Genomic DNA, 16,473 nt, shown 5'->3' with positions numbered 1-16,473 from the left:
ACAAGGCGTTACTCGCGATGATAAGGGTGGTTGTTATTTAAACTCCAGCCTCGGTATAGGCTTTCGGCAACAATAATACGCACTAAGGGGTGCGGTAACGTTAAGTTAGATAACGACCATTTTTGCTCAGAGGCGGCAATGCACTCAGGGGCTAACCCTTCTGGGCCGCCAATAAGTAAACTTACGTCGCGGCCATCGAGCTGCCACTTTTCCATATTTTTAGCAAGCTGGTGAGTATCAAGTGGTTTACCTGTTACCTCTAGGGTAACAATACGATTACCTTTTGGAATAGCGGCTAAGGTTTTTTCACCTTCGGTGTGTAAAATGCGTTTAATATCGGCATTTTTACCGCGTTTACCGGCCGGAATTTCTATTAACTCAAGCGCCATATCTTTAGGAAAACGGCGTTGATACTCTGCAAATCCGGTTTCTACCCACGCTGGCATTTTTGTGCCAACGGCAATCATTTGTATTTTCACGTATTATTTCCAAGCTCAATTAAAAAATAGTGGCGCTTAGCCCCACAGTTTTTCTAGATCGTAATAGCTACGTGCGTGATCTTGCATCACGTGTACAACTACATCACCTAAATCTACCAGTACCCATTCGCCTTCGTCTTGACCTTCGTAACCTAAAGGTTCTTCGCCGGCGTGGCGAGCTTCTTTTGCTACGTTATCAGCAATTGATTGCACATGGCGCTTAGAAGTACCCGAACACACAACCATGTAATCGGTAATGTCTGAGCTGTCACGTACGTCTAGTTGTACCACGTCGCGAGCTTTCATATCGTCAATTTTGTCTAGTGCAAAGGCAAGTAGTTGTTTCGAATCCAAGGTATTGTCTCAATTTTAAATTTAATAGCGTGCATTTTAACATGCTAGGGGGTTTTAATCACCACTTTGATAAAGCTGGTGTTGCTTAATGTAGTGACTCACAGAATCAGGTAATAGTTCATTATTTTTATTGGATTTTTTTAATTGCTCTCGAATAGTGCTTGAGGCGGCATCAAGGGTTTCACCCGGTAAAAAATAAAGCTTACCAAAGTTGTGTGTGGCAAGTTGCTGTGGCGCTTCAGTGTGGGCGTTGCTGATATAGCTTTTAAGCGCTTTATTTGGGTTACACGTTTGCCCCGGGCGTTGGTATACAACAATATGGCAAAGCTGTGTAATGCTCTGCCATTCGTACCATTTGCCGAGGTTATTAAACGAGTCCATGCCCATTAAAAAAAGAATGGGCGTATCTGGGTGCTCAGCTCTGAGCTCTTGTAAACTCAACAATGAATACGAGGGGCCGGTGCGATTAAGCTCTCTTAAATCAAGTTCAAAATGAGGGTAAGGGGCTATAGCGGCATTGAGCATGTTAATACGGTGCGCTGTACTTATTCCCGGCGCAGCTTTGTGCGCGGGTAGAGCACAGGGCATAAAATATAACGTAGATAAGTTAAATGTATTTACACACTGCGAGGCCATATTGAGGTGGCCTAAATGCACAGGGTCGAAGGTGCCGCCAAAAATTGCAATCATGTTAAAAATCTTTAGTTAAGTGCGTGGCACGGCATTGGAATATCAAGCGGCTGGCAAAACTTAATACAAATATGGGCAAGCGCTTGGTAAGGCGCAATTAAGTTACCTTGTTTGTAGCTTGAATCAAACAGTGCAAGCTCACTGCTTATTTGCTCAAGGGTATTAATATTTAAGCGGTTAATCGCATTTTGCACTGGGCCTTGCTGGTTTTTCCAAATACCATTTTTTTTAAATAACTGTGCGATAGGCTCGCCATTTAAAAGCCCTTGCTGAATAGTGAGCAAATGGGTGAGCTCTTTATTTATAGCCCATAAAATACTCACCACTTCGGTGTTGTCGCTGGCCAGTTTATTAAGTACTTTAATTGCTTGCTTGGCGTGACCATTTAATAGGGCTTCGCTTAAGTCAAAAATATCAAACTTGGCTTGATTTAATAGCCCTTGCATCACAAGTTGCTGAGTTATTAAGGCATTACCATGCAGTAGTGAGAGCTTTTCGAGCTCTTGAAAGCACGCTAATAAGTTGCCTTCGGTGGCGTTAATTAAGCTCAGTTTTGCTTCGTTTTGCATATTCAGAGAAAGGCGCGCTACTTGGTCATCTAACCAGCGTTTTAAATGGTTCCCTGCAAGCGGGTAGCACGGTACAAATACACCGTGTTTATCGAGCGCTTTAAACCAGGCGCCACGTTGTACGTCTTGGCTGGCTTTAGCCCCTTTTACAATTAAAATGGTATCGGGGTTGATAAGCTCGACTAACTTTTTAAAGGTGTTACTACCTGGAGTGCCCGGTTTTTGTTGGTTTAAATCAAGCTCAATAATAGTGCGCGCACTAAACAAAGACATGCTTTGATATTGCGCTATAATTTCTTGCCAATCAAACCCTTGCATTAGGGTAAATTTTATTACCTCATCAAAGCCTTGGGCTTTTGCCGCCTCGCGTATTTGCTGCACACACTGCGCTTCTTGAAACGGTTCTTCACCAAACACTAAATAAAAGGGTTTTAATCCTTTACTTAATTCACTCGGTAATTGATTAGCGTAACAGCGCATTATAGTTGCGACAGCTCTCTGACAATACGACGACTGGCTTGCTTGCGAATTTCGCTAATAAGTAGCTCAAGCTCTTTTGCTTTTGCAAGTGCGTGATCGGGGTCGTCTTGGTAGTTACGATAAAGCTCAAAGCGTTTTTCAATGGCTTTTTCGCCTGGGCGTTTAACAATATAGCTAACCCCGTAGGCAAGCTCGTATTCAGCCACCTGACCATTTTGAAACAACGACAAGGTTTGGCGTTCAATACTTTCTTTGCGTAAGTATAGTTGGGCAACATTTTTAGCCGAAGGCGTTAGTTCTACATTACTGGCCTTAAGCTCTTTTTTGAGGTTTAAAAATAACGATGATTTTTCATCGTCCCCTTTAAGCGTTATTGTTTTAAGGTTATCGGGCAGGCTAGAGGCTTTCTTTAAATGAAAGCCACAGCTAGATAACACAAAACACATTAGCACTAAGGCTAATGTGTTTTTAAGGGTGTTAAAGCTAACCATTTAGTTAGCTACCACGTTAAGTAGTTTACCCGGTACGTAAATAATTTTACGAATGGTTGCGCCATCAGTAAATTTAGTTACGTTAGACTCTGCAAACGCAAGTGCTTCTACCTGCTCTTGTGTTGCATCGGCGGCGACAGTTAGCTTAGCGCGTAGTTTGCCGTTTACTTGTATGATAATTAATTTTTCATCTTCAACAAGGGCAGACTCGTCAACTTTAGGCCATGCTGCATCTAAAATGTCGCCATCTTTACCAAGATCTTGCCATAACTGGTGCGATAAATGCGGCGTAATTGGCGCAAGCATAATAAGTAGGGCTTCTAAAGCTTCGTTAGCAATGGCAACATCTTGCGTATCGTTTAACGGCGCTTTTAATAACTTATTAGAGAGCTCCATAATGGCAGCAATAGCCGTATTAAATGTTTGACGACGCTCAATATCATCGCTCACTTTTGCAATGGCTTTATGTAGTTCACGACGCAATACTTTTTGTGGGTTACTAAGCGCCGATTTATCAAGAGCTTGGTAGCCAACCGTTTTCACATCTACAGCGTATTTCCAAATACGTTTTAAAAAGCGGTGCGCGCCCTCTACGCCTGAGTCTGACCATTCAAGCGTTTGCTCTGGTGGTGCAGTAAACATCATAAATAAACGCACAGTATCTGCACCGTATTGAGCAATTACTTCTTGTGGGTCTATACCGTTGTTTTTAGACTTAGACATTTTGCTCATGCCCGATGAGAACACTGGCTCGCCGTCTTTTTTATGCCATGCTTTAGTTACGCGGCCTTTTTCGTCAGTTTCGGTATTTACATCGCTTGGCGAAATCCATACGTCACCGCCTTTTTCATCTTTACGATAAAACGTTTCGGCAAGTACCATGCCTTGACAAAGTAAGCGATCGAATGGCTCGTCTGAATTTACTAAACCAAAGTCACGTAATAACTTATGGAAAAAACGCGAGTACAATAAATGTAAAATAGCGTGCTCAATACCACCTATGTATTGGTTTACTGGTAGCCAGTAATTAGCTGCTGCTGGGTCTAGCATGCCTTCGTCGTGGCGCGGGCTACAGTAACGTGCGTAGTACCAAGATGACTCCATAAAGGTGTCAAAGGTATCTGTTTCGTGTGTTGCAGGTACGCCATTTACCGTTGCTTTTGCCCATTCTGGGTCTGCTTTGATTGGCGAAGTAACGCCATTCATTACCACATCTTCAGGTAATCGTACTGGCAGCATTTCTTCGGTGGCGGCTAATTCGTTACCGTTTTCGTCGCTCAACATTGGGATTGGTGAGCCCCAGTAACGCTGGCGGCTAACACCCCAGTCACGTAGGCGGAAGTTAACTTTACGCTTACCTACACCTAGTGCTTCTAGCTTGTCGGCAATAGCGTTAAATGCGCCTTCAAAATCAAGGCCATCAAATTCGCCAGAATTAACTAACACACCTTTTTCAGTGAATGCTTGCTCAGCTAGATTTACTTCAAGCTCAGAGCCTTCAACCGGTGCAATTACTTGTTTTATGTCTAGACCGTAAGCGGTTGCAAATTCATAGTCGCGTTGGTCGTGTGCAGGTACTGCCATAACCGCGCCTGAGCCGTAATGCATTAATACAAAGTTAGCAACCCAAATTGGTACTTGCTCGCCCGTTAATGGGTGAGTCGCGTAAAAACCGGTTGCTATGCCTTTTTTCTCCATTGTGGCCATGTCTGCTTCGGCAACTTTGGTGTTTTTGCATTCTTCAACAAACATTGCAATTGCATCGCTATTTTTAGCGGCTTCCTGTGCAATAGGGTGGCCACCGGCAACGGCTAGGTAAGTTACACCCATAAAGGTATCTGGGCGTGTTGTGTATACGCTAAATTTTTCGTTATTGTCGGTACGCGTAAACTCAATGTCTAACCCTTCAGAGCGACCAATCCAGTTGCGCTGCATGGTTTTAACTTGCTCAGGCCAGTCTTCTAACTTGTCTAAGTCGTCTAAAAGCTCTTGTGCATAGTCGGTAATTTTAATAAACCACTGTGGAATTTCTTTTTGCTCAACCACTGCACCAGAGCGCCAACCACGGCCGTCAATTACTTGCTCGTTTGCTAGTACAGTTTGATCAACCGGATCCCAGTTAACCGTAGACATTTTTTTGTACACTAGGCCTTTTTCGTAAAGCTTAGTGAAAAACCATTGTTCCCACTTGTAGTACTCTGGGTGACAGGTAGCAATTTCACGATCCCAGTCGTAACCAAAGCCTAATTGCTTAAGTTGGTTGCGCATGTAATCAATGTTTTCGTATGTCCACTTAGCTGGCGCTGTTTTGTTTTTAATAGCAGCGTTTTCTGCAGGTAAACCAAACGCATCCCAACCCATAGGTTGCATTACGTTTTTGCCTTGCAGGCGCTGGAAACGAGAAACAACATCACCAATGGTGTAGTTACGCACATGACCCATATGCAGTCGACCACTTGGGTACGGGAACATAGAAAGACAGTAATACTTTTCTTTGCTCTCATCTTCGGTGACTTTAAATACCTGGTTTTCTTCCCAGTAACTTTGGACTTTTGACTCTATGTCTTGCGGGTTATATTGCTCTTGCATCTATGATTCCAGACTTCTTGCAAACTAATAAAAAATTGCCGATAGGATACCCCAAATAAAAGCCTAATCACAGCGTATAAGCACGGTTTTGTTAAAATCTCACTTTCAGTGCAGGTTAACCTATACTTATCTATGTTAAAGCTCACCACGTCCTTGATTTTGATGGAGTATAAAATGGCAGATTATAAAACATGGCTTAACGAGCTCACCACGTGGTTAAAAGATGTAAAAGATCACGAAGTAAAAGATGCAATGACCCGGTTTGTTGAATCTGAGCAAGCACTTAAAGACCTAGGAAAAGAAAAATACGGACTCTATAAAAGTTATTTACAACGCGATATAGAGCACGTTCAAGAAAACGAATCACATTATAATTCGCTTGCATGGCAAGAGCTTAAAGAGTCGTTATGGTATGAGCTTTCGCACATAGAAGATAAAACCCAGCTTGAATGGCAGTCGCTTAGCCAAGATTTTAAGCACAACGGGGTATATCACGCTGGCGAATGGATAGCCATGGGCACATTAGTATGTAAGAATTGCACCCATAGTTTTGATATTTATCACGCTACACAAATTACACCGTGCATTGAGTGTGATGGTATTTATTTTAGCCGTAAGGCATTACAACCCTAAATATATGTATTAAGTGGCTTGTAGGCCACTTAATACGCCCAAAGCCAGCGAGTATGTTGGTACAAAAAGAAGTTAGAATGACGAAAAAACTGCTGCCATTATCTGTTTCACAGCTCGCACCGAGCATTTCTACTAATCACGTTAGCACGTGTATGAGCAATCCATACCCAGAGCAACTTACCTTTATAGGGCAGCAACGTGCCCAAAGTGCCCTCGATTTTTCATTAGGAATGGATTTACCCGGTTACAATGTGTATGTAATGGGTGAGGCCGCGCATGGCCGATTTACCCTCGTAAAAGACAAACTTAAACAACACGCAAAAGATCGCCCCACACCTAACGAGTGGTTGTATGTTAATAATTACGATGACCACCGCGAGCCAATTGCGCTATTTATGCAAGCAGGGCAAAGCAAGCAATTAAGTGACGATATAGACTCATTTTTAGATGAAGTACTCGACACCTTTCCAGCAGCTTTTGATAACCCTGCTTATCAACGCAAAAAAAAGTCAATCGAGAGCGAATTTAACGACGCTTACGACAGCGCTATTACCGCAGTAGAAGAAATGGCGCTTGAGCAAAGCGTAGCGCTAATAGAAGAGAAAAACGCCGTAGGTTTTGCGCCTTTAGTTGAAGGCAGGCAGTTAAGCGATAACGAATTTGCCGCCCTAGATGAAGCGCTTCGTGATGAGTTTTTTGAAAAAATAGAAAAACTAGAAGATGCCCTAATAGAGGCGCTTATTGAGCTGCCACGTTGGAAACGCGAGTCAAAAGAAAAACAGCGTAATCTTAAAAAAGCCACAGCCGAGCAAGCGACTAAGCCATTATTAAAAGATTTAGAACATAAATACGCGGCACATATTGGCGTATTGCGTTATTTAAAAGACATTCGTGTAGAAATAATTGATGCAGTACTTGAGTGGCTTGACGACGAAGATGAAAGCGAAGAAAGCAAAGAAGACTTTGACCGTAAGGGCATGCTTACCGACTTTTTTGCGCCTAATATTTTAGTTGAATTTAAAGAAGACGATGCCGCGCCTGTGGTGTATGAGCCAAACCCAACCTTTGGCAACATATTTGGCAAAATTGAGTATTCAACATCGCAAGGCTCGCTTATAACTAGTTATCGCTCTATACAGCCCGGTGCATTGCACCGCGCAAATGGCGGTTACTTAATTATGGATGCCGAAAAAGTAATGGCCAACCCGCAAGTGTGGGATGGTTTAAAGCTTTCGCTCAAAACGCACCAAATTAAAAACGACCTACCGTATCAAGACAGCTCAGTAGGCAGCAGTTTTACACTGCGCCCGCAATTAATTCCTCTTGATGTAAAAATTATTTTATTAGGCTCGCGCGATTTGTATTATACCATAGGTGAGTACGATGAAGAATTTGCAGAGCTGTTTAGAGTACTTGCCGACTTTGATTACTATTTACCAAGTAGCGATAAGCTCCAGTACCAATTTATTACTAAAGTGAGTGAGTACTGCCAGCAAACGTTAAAATGCACTACCACAGAGGCCGCCATGGTACGGTTACTTAAATTTAGCTACCGCCAAGCAGAGCACCATAATAAATTATCAGCGCGCTTTGCCGATGTGCTTGAACTGGTGGCTGAGGCCAGCTTTTACGCCAAGCAAGATAAGCAATCACTGATTGATGCGCACCATATTGATGAAGCCATTGAAGGTAAGCAGTACCGCACCGGGCAAATAAGCGAAAACATGCTAAGCGATATAAAGGAAGGTCACACGCTTATTGCCACACAAGGCAAAGCCATTGGTAAAGTTAACGGCTTAACTGTGCTGCACATTGGCGATACGTCGTTTGGTACACCCGCACGTATTACCGCCACCGTATACGCAGGCGCCGATGGTGTCATAGATGTAGAGCGTGAAGCGGAGCTAGGTAAAGCAATTCACTCAAAAGGTGTCATGCTGCTTACCGGTTATTTAGGTAATAAATACGCTCAGCACTTTAGCTTAACGTTAAGTGCTAACATAGCTATAGAGCAAAGCTATGGTTATATAGATGGCGACAGCGCTTCATTGGCTGAGCTGTGTGCGCTTATATCGGCTATTACCAGTTTGCCTATTAGCCAGTCTATTGCCCTTACAGGCTCTATTAACCAACACGGTGATGTGCAAGCCATTGGCGGCGTAAACGAAAAAATAGAAGGCTTTTTTAAGCTGTGTAAAATGCGCGGCTTAACAGGCGAGCAGGGCGTTATTATTCCTAAATCTAACCAAGTTAACTTAGTACTTGATGACGAAATACTTGAAGCGGTTGAGCGCGGTAAATTTAATATTTACGCCGTAGAAACTGTAGACCAAGCACTTAACTTATTAATGGATATTGATGCAGGCGATATTATTGACGGGCAATACCCAGAGGATTCTGTTAATGGTATTGCTTTAGCACGCTTAAAAGACATAGCCGACATAGTTAATGGCGATAGCGAAGAAGATAAAGAAGCCGATGAAGATGAGGGAAAACACTAAATGATCAATATAATTTTAGCGGTGATCATCGTTATATTTTGTTTTTTAATTTTCCAAAATAGTAAAAAAGCAAAGCAACAAGCAGGCATTAACGCGCAAATTGAAGCCGACTACCTTGTCGCTAACGCAAAAGTAGAGGGCGTAATAGAAACCGCATCAGGTTTACAGTACAAAGTGCTACACAAAGGGGAGAGCGAAAATACACCTAACCCAACTAGTAAAGTAAACGTGCACTACCACGGCACGTTAATAGATGGCAGTGTATTTGACAGCTCAGTAGAGCGTAAAACGCCAATCAGCTTTGTTTTAAATCAGGTTATTAAAGGCTGGACCGAAGGCTTACAGCTTATGAGCCCAGGCGATAAATACATATTTTATGTACCGCACCAATTAGCTTACGGTGAAAAGCGAGTGGGCAGTATTCCACCTGCATCACTGCTTATTTTTGAAGTAGAGCTTTTGGCTATTGAGTCTTAATACAGGCGCTTAGTGTTATTAATTGTATAAAACCCGCTAACTTATCAGCGGGTTTTTTTATTGCGTGGATTTAAATCTAAATTGTGATTATTTGGCTACCGTTGCCATAGAAAGCTTATTAAGTACCGCAGAAATTTTATTAAGTACTTCTTCGCAGCCTTTTATATTATGGCGCTCTTGCAAATAACTTGGGTTGTTATAGGCAAGCCATACTTGGCCGTTGTTGTCTTGAAATATATGCACTTTTTGCGGTAAATCTATCGCCACACTTTGCTGGCATTGCATTAACGGTGTGCCTACTTTTGGGTTTCCAAAAATAATCACTTCACTTGGCGCTAATTTCATATCCACATTTTGAGCGTTTTTTTTATGATCCACCCGTGCAAAAATGGTTATCCCTTTGCTACTGGCTATTTTTTCAAAACGGTTAGCCGTTTCCTGTACAGAATAATTACTTTGAAAATGCACTAAGCTGTCATTGGCACTCACCACGCATGTGGCTAAAAGTAAAATAACACCTAAAACTAGTCGGTTTAGCATTATTTGCTCCTCATAAAAACGGCTTATTAAGAGTATGAAAAATACACCCTATCCGAGTTCTTTCTATGGTTCAACACTGCGCAAAGGGAATATGTATAAAACGCGAGCATAAAAACCTTTAAGTACCTATTTTTGTTGCGATTAATTCGAAAATTAAGAATGAATATGAAATTATTTGCATTGCATGTAATAGTGATAATCGTTATCATTTGTGGCGTTTTATACACCTATTTTCAGGAGCAATATGCTTAACCAAAAATATTTGGCGCTCAGTATTGCTGCGTCTTTTTCTGCTTTTTCTAATGTGGCATTTGCCGAGCAAAATAACGAGATTGAAACAATAGAAGTAACTGGCCGCGCTCAGCAGTTTTACCTAGAAACCGAAAGCAAAATTGGGACTAAAGCAGATTTAGATCTTATTAAATTACCGCAATCTGCGCAGGTATTAACCGAGCAACTTATTATTGACCAAGCTGCGCGCGACATTACCGATTTATACCGCTCAATAGCCGGGGTTAGTGAGTACAGTTATTCAGGTGTTACTTTTCGTGGTTTTAGAGATGATGCCAATGTATTTTACGATGGTATACGCGGCGACCCGTACTCGGGCTTTGGTGTACCACAATTATTTAATGTAGCGCGTGTAGAAGTATTAAAAGGCCCAGCCTCTGCGTTACATGGAAAACGAACGAGACCAAGCCTACCATGAGTCGCAAAGCTGGGTAGATGTAAATGACGATGGTGAAGCAAACATTAATGACCAAACCATTAAACGCGAATACCGAAAGCAATACCGCGCAAACGAAAAAACCAGTTTAACCACCGACTTTGTTTACAGCTTTGAGCAAGGCCAATTAACACACCAAGTATTATTTGGCGGCGACTACCACATAGTGGATACTGAGTACGATTACTTACGTGCCCGTTATGAAGCAGACGGCGTGGCTAACTTAAACATATTTGATTTAAATTACGGCGAAACCGACCCTAGTACTTATAACCTTACCGATATGAATCGCGATGGTGTTGAAACCGACCTTATTTTTTATCGCTATTAAAATTAGCCGCTTCTTGCACTGTGTTAATAGCTGCAATAGGGAAGGGGATCACAATACCTTCTTAGTTATAGCGTTTGTGTAGCGCTTTAATAAAAGCCGATTTAACCCAAAACCGATTAAAGTACTCTTTTGCGCGCAGCATCACGGTAAAATTAATACTTGAGTTATCAAAGGTGTGATACACCACAAAAGTATTGTAATCATCAACTCCCCATTCATGGTCAATCAATACTTGGGCGTTATTTTTCTACAAATTCCAAGTCTGAGTTGTAGTGAACGCTTACTCTGATAATTCCTTTAATAATACTTTGCGAAACTTACCTCTCTTTTATAAACCTAAAAGAGTAAGCAGCAAGTTACGTACTTAAATAAGTAAAGAGCGTTAATAAAGAAACACGTGTTATCAAAAGGGCGGATAACTGGCAGCCAGCGCATGCCAGTTATATTTTAGATTTACTTAATTGAATTTTGAATGTTACCAAGCGTGTTAAGTTATTTGGCTTTTTAGCACGCTAGAATGATTAAATATTAAAGTTGGTTACATAGACTCAAGTGTTTTACCTCGGGTTTCTGTAATGTATTTAGCCACAAAAAATATGCTAATAAGTGCTGATAACGCATAAAAGCCGTACGCACCTGCCAGGCCAATGTTAGCCAGCATAATAGGGAAGGTCATAGTAATGGCAAAGTTAGCAACCCACTGAGCGCTAGCTGCAACAGCAAGCGCTGCACCGCGAATACGGTTATTAAACATCTCGCCTAATAACACCCATACAACAGGGCCCCAACTTAAGCCAAAAAATACTACAAATAAGTTAGCCATTATAAGCGCAAACGTACCCATGTTATCGCTAAGAGCAAGTTTGCCTGCTTCATTAAGGCCTGCGCTGCCAAATATATAAGTAAGCGCGCTTAAGCTGATAAACATACCAATACTGCCTACTAATAGCAGTGGTTTACGGCCAATTTTGTCAACAAGGGCAATAGCAATAAAGGTCGATACAATATTAGTCGTACCCGCTAATACATTTATAAATAACGATTGCGACTCGTCAAACCCAGCGGCTTGCCAAAGCTCAGAGCCGTAATAAAATACCACATTAATACCTACAAATTGCTGAAACACACTCAGCGCAACACCTGCCCATACAATCGGGTGTACTTTTTTACTGCTATCAATAAATAAATCGCGAATACTTGGTTTTTTATCGCTACGCAAAGAGCGTTTAACATCGCTTATTTGCGTATCAAGGTTGTCGTTCGAAATTTTACTAAATACCGTTTTTGCATCGTTTACTTTACCTTGCGCCACTAAATAACGAGGCGACTCAGGAATAAACAACACACCGACTAAAAACAGTATTGCAGGCACAAGCTCAGCCCAAAACATCCAGCGCCAAGCGGCTATATCAAGCATTAAAATATTTTGCGCGCTGCCTGCTGCATTAGCAATTAAATAGTTACTTAAAAACGCAGCAAACAAACCCAATACAATAGCGAGTTGTTGAAGTGTAGCTAAACGACCACGAAGGGCAGGTGGTGCAACCTCTGCAATATAAGCTGGCGCCAATACCGATGCAGCACCAATACCTAAGCCACCAAATAAGCGATAAAAAATAAACTCGGCCGAGCTTTCGCTAATGCCTGAGCCAAACGCGCTAATAGCAAAAATAATCGCGGTGATGATCATAATTGCACGGCGGCCAAACTTATCAGCCAGCGGCCCCGCAGCAAGTGCCCCCACAGCGCACCCTAATAATACCGAGGCCACATTAAACCCCGTAGCCACACTGCTTGAATTAAACGCATTACCAAGTGCCGACACTGTGCCGTTAATAACACCCGAGTCAAAACCAAATAAAAAGCCACCAATAGCAGCCACGGCCGAGATAAAAATTACATAAAAAAGAGAAGAATTTTCAGCTGTGTTGGCTGAGTGGGAAGGCGGTGTGTGCGTTGTCATTATATGCCCTGAAATATAAATTGAATATAAAGGAGCATAATATCGTAAAGTGCTATGGCTGAATACATTTGTGCAGGTATATCGATTTAGCGTTGATAAATTAAGTCGTTATAATACCTTTAAATTAAAGGTATTAGTTTGAATACTTTAAAATAAGCAACTGCCTTTTTAGATAAAACAGGCTGAATTTTAATAAACAATATGCTTTGTATGGTTAATGCCTTGCTTGATAAATATTGCTGATCTCACCATTTTTGATGTATTTCTCAATTGCAGAAACTGATATGAGGTTTAGTAATTTTTTACATGTGGTTATTTGGTGGTTAAAGTTAATAGATTATAAAATAGGTACATTTGTCGTAGACTAAGTTGTCTGGTGAAATGACAATTTTGTAATGAGTTTAAAAAGTATGAAGCATTTGTATGAATCCGACAAGATCGAAATACTAAATAGAATCGATGCAATTTCGGCGTCAATCAACAATAGATTGCTTCCAACTTTTGATTATATTGAGAAAGAAGCAAAGAAGGCTGGAGAAAGAAAACTTGAAGCCCCGAGTTCCAATTTTCATCCTAGCTATATGGATGAAGGTTTAGTCTATGAACAAGCTTTCAACGAAGAAATTTGCAATTATCACTTGTATAGTGAGATGAAAAAGGAATTCATTGATAGCGCTGTAACTTGGTTGTTTCACCTATTCGAAAAAGATTGTAGTGTAATTTTCAAGACTAATGATGGGAATGCCAAAAAGACAGAGTTAGCAAATCTATCAATAGATAGATCAATAAATTCTAATTAGGGTTTATGCAACACCGAGTTGAGATTAATAGTTAATGTTATAAAACATGGGAAAGGACAATCTTTCGAAAAACTAAAGTTGAGCAAGCCTAGTGTCATAAAGCCATTTCATGGTTTTATCTCAGATCCAGAGATAACCATTTCTGTAGAGGATTTGAATAGCGATATTATCATTATGAAACATTTTTGGAATGAGTTCTTCGGAAAGGCATTATAGTTCGAGTAAATTTCACACATCAAGCAATTCTAGGTGACGCCTACGGCACACCTGAATTGGGCGATATGTACATAGAGTATTTAATTAGGATTACGGTATTAAATGAGTTATTTGAAAAGAAAAACGGGGAGAGAAAGTCAAATCAATTCACTTCCAAATTACACTGCTGCTGGTTCTTATTGTTTTTTTAGCCAGTGTATCGAATTAAACGATTTAGAAATAAAAGACTTATTGGCATTTGCTGATACTAGTAAATCTATAGATGAGAACTATCAAGCAATTCTTAAATTTGGTCCTTTGTTAAATCATGAAGTTAAACACTGGTATGACGCTCATTCAACACTATGGGGACTGAGGTTTCTAAGCGATATTTACCATTGCAGAAATGACCTTTATGAGGCAGAACAAAGTGGTATATCGGTAGAATTGCCAAATTTTTACCAACAGTTAGAGCTGTTTGATAGAGTGCAATATATTAAATTTCCTCAATATTATTCGACAGCAAACCCAAAAGCTAATACATCAGCACCTTGGAAGTATGACTATTCGGCAGGAATAATGTTTAATAAATATGGAAAACCAACTGATAGGAACATATTTTTTACAAGGTTTACAAATAAAAATGGGGAGTTGATTGCTAGGGTTCCTTTTAGCCTTTGTTCGCTCTTAGAATCTTCGGCTGTTGCTCAAGAGCTTAACGCTAAAGTAAGGGTTATAGGTATGATCGAAGATCCTGTTTCTAGAAAAATAGAAAGTGACAAACTATTAAAAGAAACAATGGCAGACTTATATAACGAGAATCTTGTCGAGTATTCAGTGGTAGCACATAAAATATCAAATTCGTTTGCTATTTCTGATGCTGTAGAAGCTTATAATATTGCGGCTAAGCTAACTAGATTAATATTAAACTTACCTAATGACGTAATAATGTCATTAAAACCTAAAGACATGTTAAATCCTAATTTTGAACATTTTATTGCACCCTATGAAAATGCATTGAAATATGTTGATCATGGAGCCATATTCTCACTTATTGTGGACTCTCTATATAGTGAATATCAATTAAAAGGGGTTCAGGTAACTAGTGATAATTTAGAGCAGCTATTAGCTGAATTGTTTAAAAAGTATCTTAATTTAACGCTACTGGAAGTGTTTGAAAGCTCAAAGGAAGAAGTGAAAAAAATATGCTCTCCAGTTGATTTCAATTTGGATAAAGAGCATGTTGATTCATTGTTTGAAGCAGGAATTAAACTACACAATGACTTTGGTCTCATTGGTAGTCATTTCATTAACCTTGATGAAAACTTAGTCCCTGACTTTGTTCTGGGAGATGGGAACTTTGTAAGTCAACAGGGAGAAAGCCAAGAAAATTTTGAAAATAGATATTTTCAATTAACTGGTTATTTTGATTATCTTTCAAACTTTTCAAAGGCGTGCATCGTTTAAAATAGTGCATAACAAGGCTTGAAGTGTGGACGAAGTCCACTTTGACAGGTGAAAATAAGCAAAAGTATTTGGTTTTGTTGTGTGCCTAACAAGTATAGGCAAACCACCTTTGTGCGCTTAAGGCACCGTGGGGGCTGTAGAACAACTCTTTTTTAGAAAAACAGTCTGTTGTATTAGTTGCAAATAATGCATTATCTAACGCTTTGAAAATGTTTAGAGTTAATTACAGAAACTTATTATTTAATTGAATTTGGCTGTGGAGTTATTCTGCAGCCTCGTTATGTTTAGGTGGCCTTACGTGAGAATAATTGATGAAAAACCTTGGAGTTGGACTCTATATGAGCATGATGATGAGTATTTCTTATCTGTGATGTGTGGTTCTGTCGGGTTATTTAGTCGAGATATCATTTTAAGCGTTGATGAAACTGAGCGTTATCTAACCCGAGGAATTGACGAGATAATTGAAATGGCAAAGATAATTTCTTTTAGCCCCCAAAAGTTTAAATCCAGGCATATTGTTGGCTTTCATGAAAAACTCGCTGCTATAGTTGCAGATGAAAAACCTCGAAATCCTTTTGAAAATAAAACCTAACAAATTGTTCGCTTATCAACGCTAATCCATAGCTAGCTTAAAAGTATTTTTAGCACTATTCATAGTGCTAAATCTTCCCCCCTATTACTGCTTCACACCTCAAAGTTCTCAAAGTACTCTTTTTGCAATTCTATAGTGAGTGCTTTAGGGCGAATACCTTGTACTAGGTTGTATACCTCTTCTTTTGTGTAACCTGCCGAATTTAAAATAAGTGCAGCGACCAATCCTGTGCGACCAGTGCCGCCTTTACAATGTATGGCAATGGTTTGTTTGTGTTGTATGGCTTGTAGTATGTCGGTTTTGTGGGTGTTCCAGCTTGATGCAAAAGGCTGTTTAGGTGCTTCGTCGTCATTTATTGGTAAATGAAACCAGGTTATATCGTGCTTATTGCACTCACTATTAATTGTTTGTACGTTGTTTTTTTCAAGCTCCTTTTGTGGCATGAGCGATAGTAGCATGTGAGTGCCAGCCGCTTTTAATGTAGCGATTGAATCCGCTAGGTTTTGCGTTTTTGTACTAGGGCAAGGCGTAAAAATAATATTTGCGCCGTTATTGAGTGATAAAACATCGTATGGGTGCGCGCTCATGGTAAGTC

General features: G+C 40.4%; 15 protein-coding genes and 2 pseudogenes. 7 read left to right on the top strand and 10 right to left on the bottom strand.

The genetic code is table 11. From position 1 onward, the window contains the following. Nucleotides 1–8 precede the first annotated feature (8 nt). Genes rlmH through leuS form a run of 6 tightly spaced genes read right to left on the bottom strand, consistent with a single transcriptional unit; the run spans nt 9 to nt 5,652 of the window. On the bottom strand, nt 9–479 hold the full coding sequence (gene rlmH / locus AABI99_RS03750) for a 23S rRNA (pseudouridine(1915)-N(3))-methyltransferase RlmH (RefSeq protein WP_004585918.1): 471 nt from the start codon (nt 477–479) through the stop codon (nt 9–11). A gap of 36 nt (nt 480–515) precedes the next feature. Further along, on the bottom strand, nt 516–833 hold the full coding sequence (gene rsfS, locus AABI99_RS03745; protein WP_024033760.1) for a ribosome silencing factor: 318 nt from the start codon (nt 831–833) through the stop codon (nt 516–518). A 54-nt stretch (nt 834–887) separates the two neighbouring features. Further along, nucleotides 888–1,523: a nicotinate-nucleotide adenylyltransferase gene (gene nadD / locus AABI99_RS03740; RefSeq protein WP_338363462.1), complete on the bottom strand. Its 636-nt coding sequence runs from the start codon at nt 1,521–1,523 to the stop codon at nt 888–890. Between the two features lie 11 nt (nt 1,524–1,534). Then, complete coding sequence (gene holA / locus AABI99_RS03735; RefSeq protein WP_338363460.1) at nt 1,535–2,572, bottom strand: DNA polymerase III subunit delta; 1,038 nt, start codon at nt 2,570–2,572, stop codon at nt 1,535–1,537. Further along, the gene (gene lptE, locus AABI99_RS03730; protein WP_338363458.1) at nt 2,572–3,063 is read right to left on the bottom strand and encodes an LPS assembly lipoprotein LptE; all 492 of its coding nucleotides are present in this window, start codon (nt 3,061–3,063) and stop codon (nt 2,572–2,574) included. The genes holA and lptE overlap by 1 nt, the downstream gene beginning before the upstream one ends. After that, nucleotides 3,064–5,652: a leucine--tRNA ligase gene (gene leuS, locus AABI99_RS03725; protein ID WP_338363456.1), complete on the bottom strand. Its 2,589-nt coding sequence runs from the start codon at nt 5,650–5,652 to the stop codon at nt 3,064–3,066. 174 nt (nt 5,653–5,826) lie between these two features. Here leuS and AABI99_RS03720 point away from each other — a divergent pair, with 174 nt between their 5' ends. The 3 genes from AABI99_RS03720 (at nt 5,827) to AABI99_RS03710 (ending at nt 9,263) form a co-directional block, all read left to right on the top strand. Further along, complete coding sequence (locus AABI99_RS03720) at nt 5,827–6,285, top strand: hypothetical protein (protein ID WP_338363454.1); 459 nt, start codon at nt 5,827–5,829, stop codon at nt 6,283–6,285. A 77-nt stretch (nt 6,286–6,362) separates the two neighbouring features. Continuing rightward, complete coding sequence (locus AABI99_RS03715; RefSeq protein ID WP_338363452.1) at nt 6,363–8,786, top strand: ATP-binding protein; 2,424 nt, start codon at nt 6,363–6,365, stop codon at nt 8,784–8,786. Further along, the gene (locus AABI99_RS03710; protein WP_338363450.1) at nt 8,787–9,263 is read left to right on the top strand and encodes an FKBP-type peptidyl-prolyl cis-trans isomerase; all 477 of its coding nucleotides are present in this window, start codon (nt 8,787–8,789) and stop codon (nt 9,261–9,263) included. An 87-nt stretch (nt 9,264–9,350) separates the two neighbouring features. Here AABI99_RS03710 and AABI99_RS03705 read toward each other — a convergent pair whose 3' ends face one another. Beyond that, complete coding sequence (locus AABI99_RS03705; RefSeq protein WP_338363448.1) at nt 9,351–9,803, bottom strand: DUF302 domain-containing protein; 453 nt, start codon at nt 9,801–9,803, stop codon at nt 9,351–9,353. 244 nt (nt 9,804–10,047) lie between these two features. Between AABI99_RS03705 and AABI99_RS03700 the strand changes: the two are divergent. Continuing rightward, nucleotides 10,048–10,840, top strand: a pseudogene (locus AABI99_RS03700) (TonB-dependent receptor plug domain-containing protein); the annotation flags it as partial. Between the two features lies 1 nt (nt 10,841). Here the strand turns inward: AABI99_RS03700 and AABI99_RS03695 are convergent. Continuing rightward, nucleotides 10,842–11,151: pseudogene (locus AABI99_RS03695) on the bottom strand (mechanosensitive ion channel family protein); the annotation flags it as partial. 248 nt (nt 11,152–11,399) lie between these two features. Next, nucleotides 11,400–12,824 carry a sugar porter family MFS transporter gene (locus tag AABI99_RS03690; RefSeq protein WP_338363446.1) on the bottom strand — a complete coding sequence of 475 codons (1,425 nt, stop codon included), beginning with the start codon at nt 12,822–12,824 and terminating at the stop codon, nt 11,400–11,402. Nucleotides 12,825–13,219: 395 nt separating this feature from the next. On the opposite strand from AABI99_RS03690, the gene AABI99_RS03685 reads away from it, so the two are divergent. From AABI99_RS03685 to AABI99_RS03675, 3 genes are all read left to right on the top strand, one after another. Continuing rightward, nucleotides 13,220–13,624: a hypothetical protein gene (locus AABI99_RS03685; protein WP_338363445.1), complete on the top strand. Its 405-nt coding sequence runs from the start codon at nt 13,220–13,222 to the stop codon at nt 13,622–13,624. A 318-nt stretch (nt 13,625–13,942) separates the two neighbouring features. Next, a complete protein-coding gene (locus AABI99_RS03680) occupies nt 13,943–15,286 on the top strand; it encodes a hypothetical protein (RefSeq protein ID WP_338363443.1) in 1,344 nt (447 codons plus the stop codon). A 298-nt stretch (nt 15,287–15,584) separates the two neighbouring features. Continuing rightward, a complete protein-coding gene (locus tag AABI99_RS03675; RefSeq protein ID WP_338363441.1) occupies nt 15,585–15,878 on the top strand; it encodes a hypothetical protein in 294 nt (97 codons plus the stop codon). A gap of 92 nt (nt 15,879–15,970) precedes the next feature. On the opposite strand, the gene AABI99_RS03670 is transcribed toward AABI99_RS03675, so the two are convergent. Continuing rightward, entirely contained in the window at nt 15,971–16,465 is a 495-nt protein-coding gene (locus AABI99_RS03670) for a dual specificity protein phosphatase family protein (RefSeq protein ID WP_338363440.1), read from the bottom strand. Between the last annotated feature and the right edge of the window lie 8 nt (nt 16,466–16,473).

It is taken from the genome of uncultured Pseudoalteromonas sp. (genome assembly GCF_963922945.1).
Taxonomy (GTDB): Bacteria; Pseudomonadota; Gammaproteobacteria; order Enterobacterales; family Alteromonadaceae; genus Pseudoalteromonas.
The sequence above is the reverse complement of the archived record's forward strand: the minus strand, read 5'-3'. Positions and strand labels throughout refer to the sequence as shown.

Coding starts and splice junctions, on each gene's coding strand:
- AABI99_RS03670 (WP_338363440.1), bottom strand. CDS start 16,465: ATGAGCGCGCACCCATACGATGTTTTATCACTCAATAACGGCGCAAAT.
- AABI99_RS03705 (WP_338363448.1), bottom strand. CDS start 9,803: ATGCTAAACCGACTAGTTTTAGGTGTTATTTTACTTTTAGCCACATGC.
- leuS (WP_338363456.1), bottom strand. CDS start 5,652: ATGCAAGAGCAATATAACCCGCAAGACATAGAGTCAAAAGTCCAAAGT.
- AABI99_RS03715 (WP_338363452.1), top strand. CDS start 6,363: ATGACGAAAAAACTGCTGCCATTATCTGTTTCACAGCTCGCACCGAGC.
- holA (WP_338363460.1), bottom strand. CDS start 2,572: ATGCGCTGTTACGCTAATCAATTACCGAGTGAATTAAGTAAAGGATTA.
- AABI99_RS03720 (WP_338363454.1), top strand. CDS start 5,827: ATGGCAGATTATAAAACATGGCTTAACGAGCTCACCACGTGGTTAAAA.
- AABI99_RS03710 (WP_338363450.1), top strand. CDS start 8,787: ATGATCAATATAATTTTAGCGGTGATCATCGTTATATTTTGTTTTTTA.
- AABI99_RS03685 (WP_338363445.1), top strand. CDS start 13,220: ATGAGTTTAAAAAGTATGAAGCATTTGTATGAATCCGACAAGATCGAA.
- AABI99_RS03680 (WP_338363443.1), top strand. CDS start 13,943: ATGAGTTATTTGAAAAGAAAAACGGGGAGAGAAAGTCAAATCAATTCA.
- nadD (WP_338363462.1), bottom strand. CDS start 1,523: ATGATTGCAATTTTTGGCGGCACCTTCGACCCTGTGCATTTAGGCCAC.
- AABI99_RS03690 (WP_338363446.1), bottom strand. CDS start 12,824: ATGACAACGCACACACCGCCTTCCCACTCAGCCAACACAGCTGAAAAT.
- lptE (WP_338363458.1), bottom strand. CDS start 3,063: ATGGTTAGCTTTAACACCCTTAAAAACACATTAGCCTTAGTGCTAATG.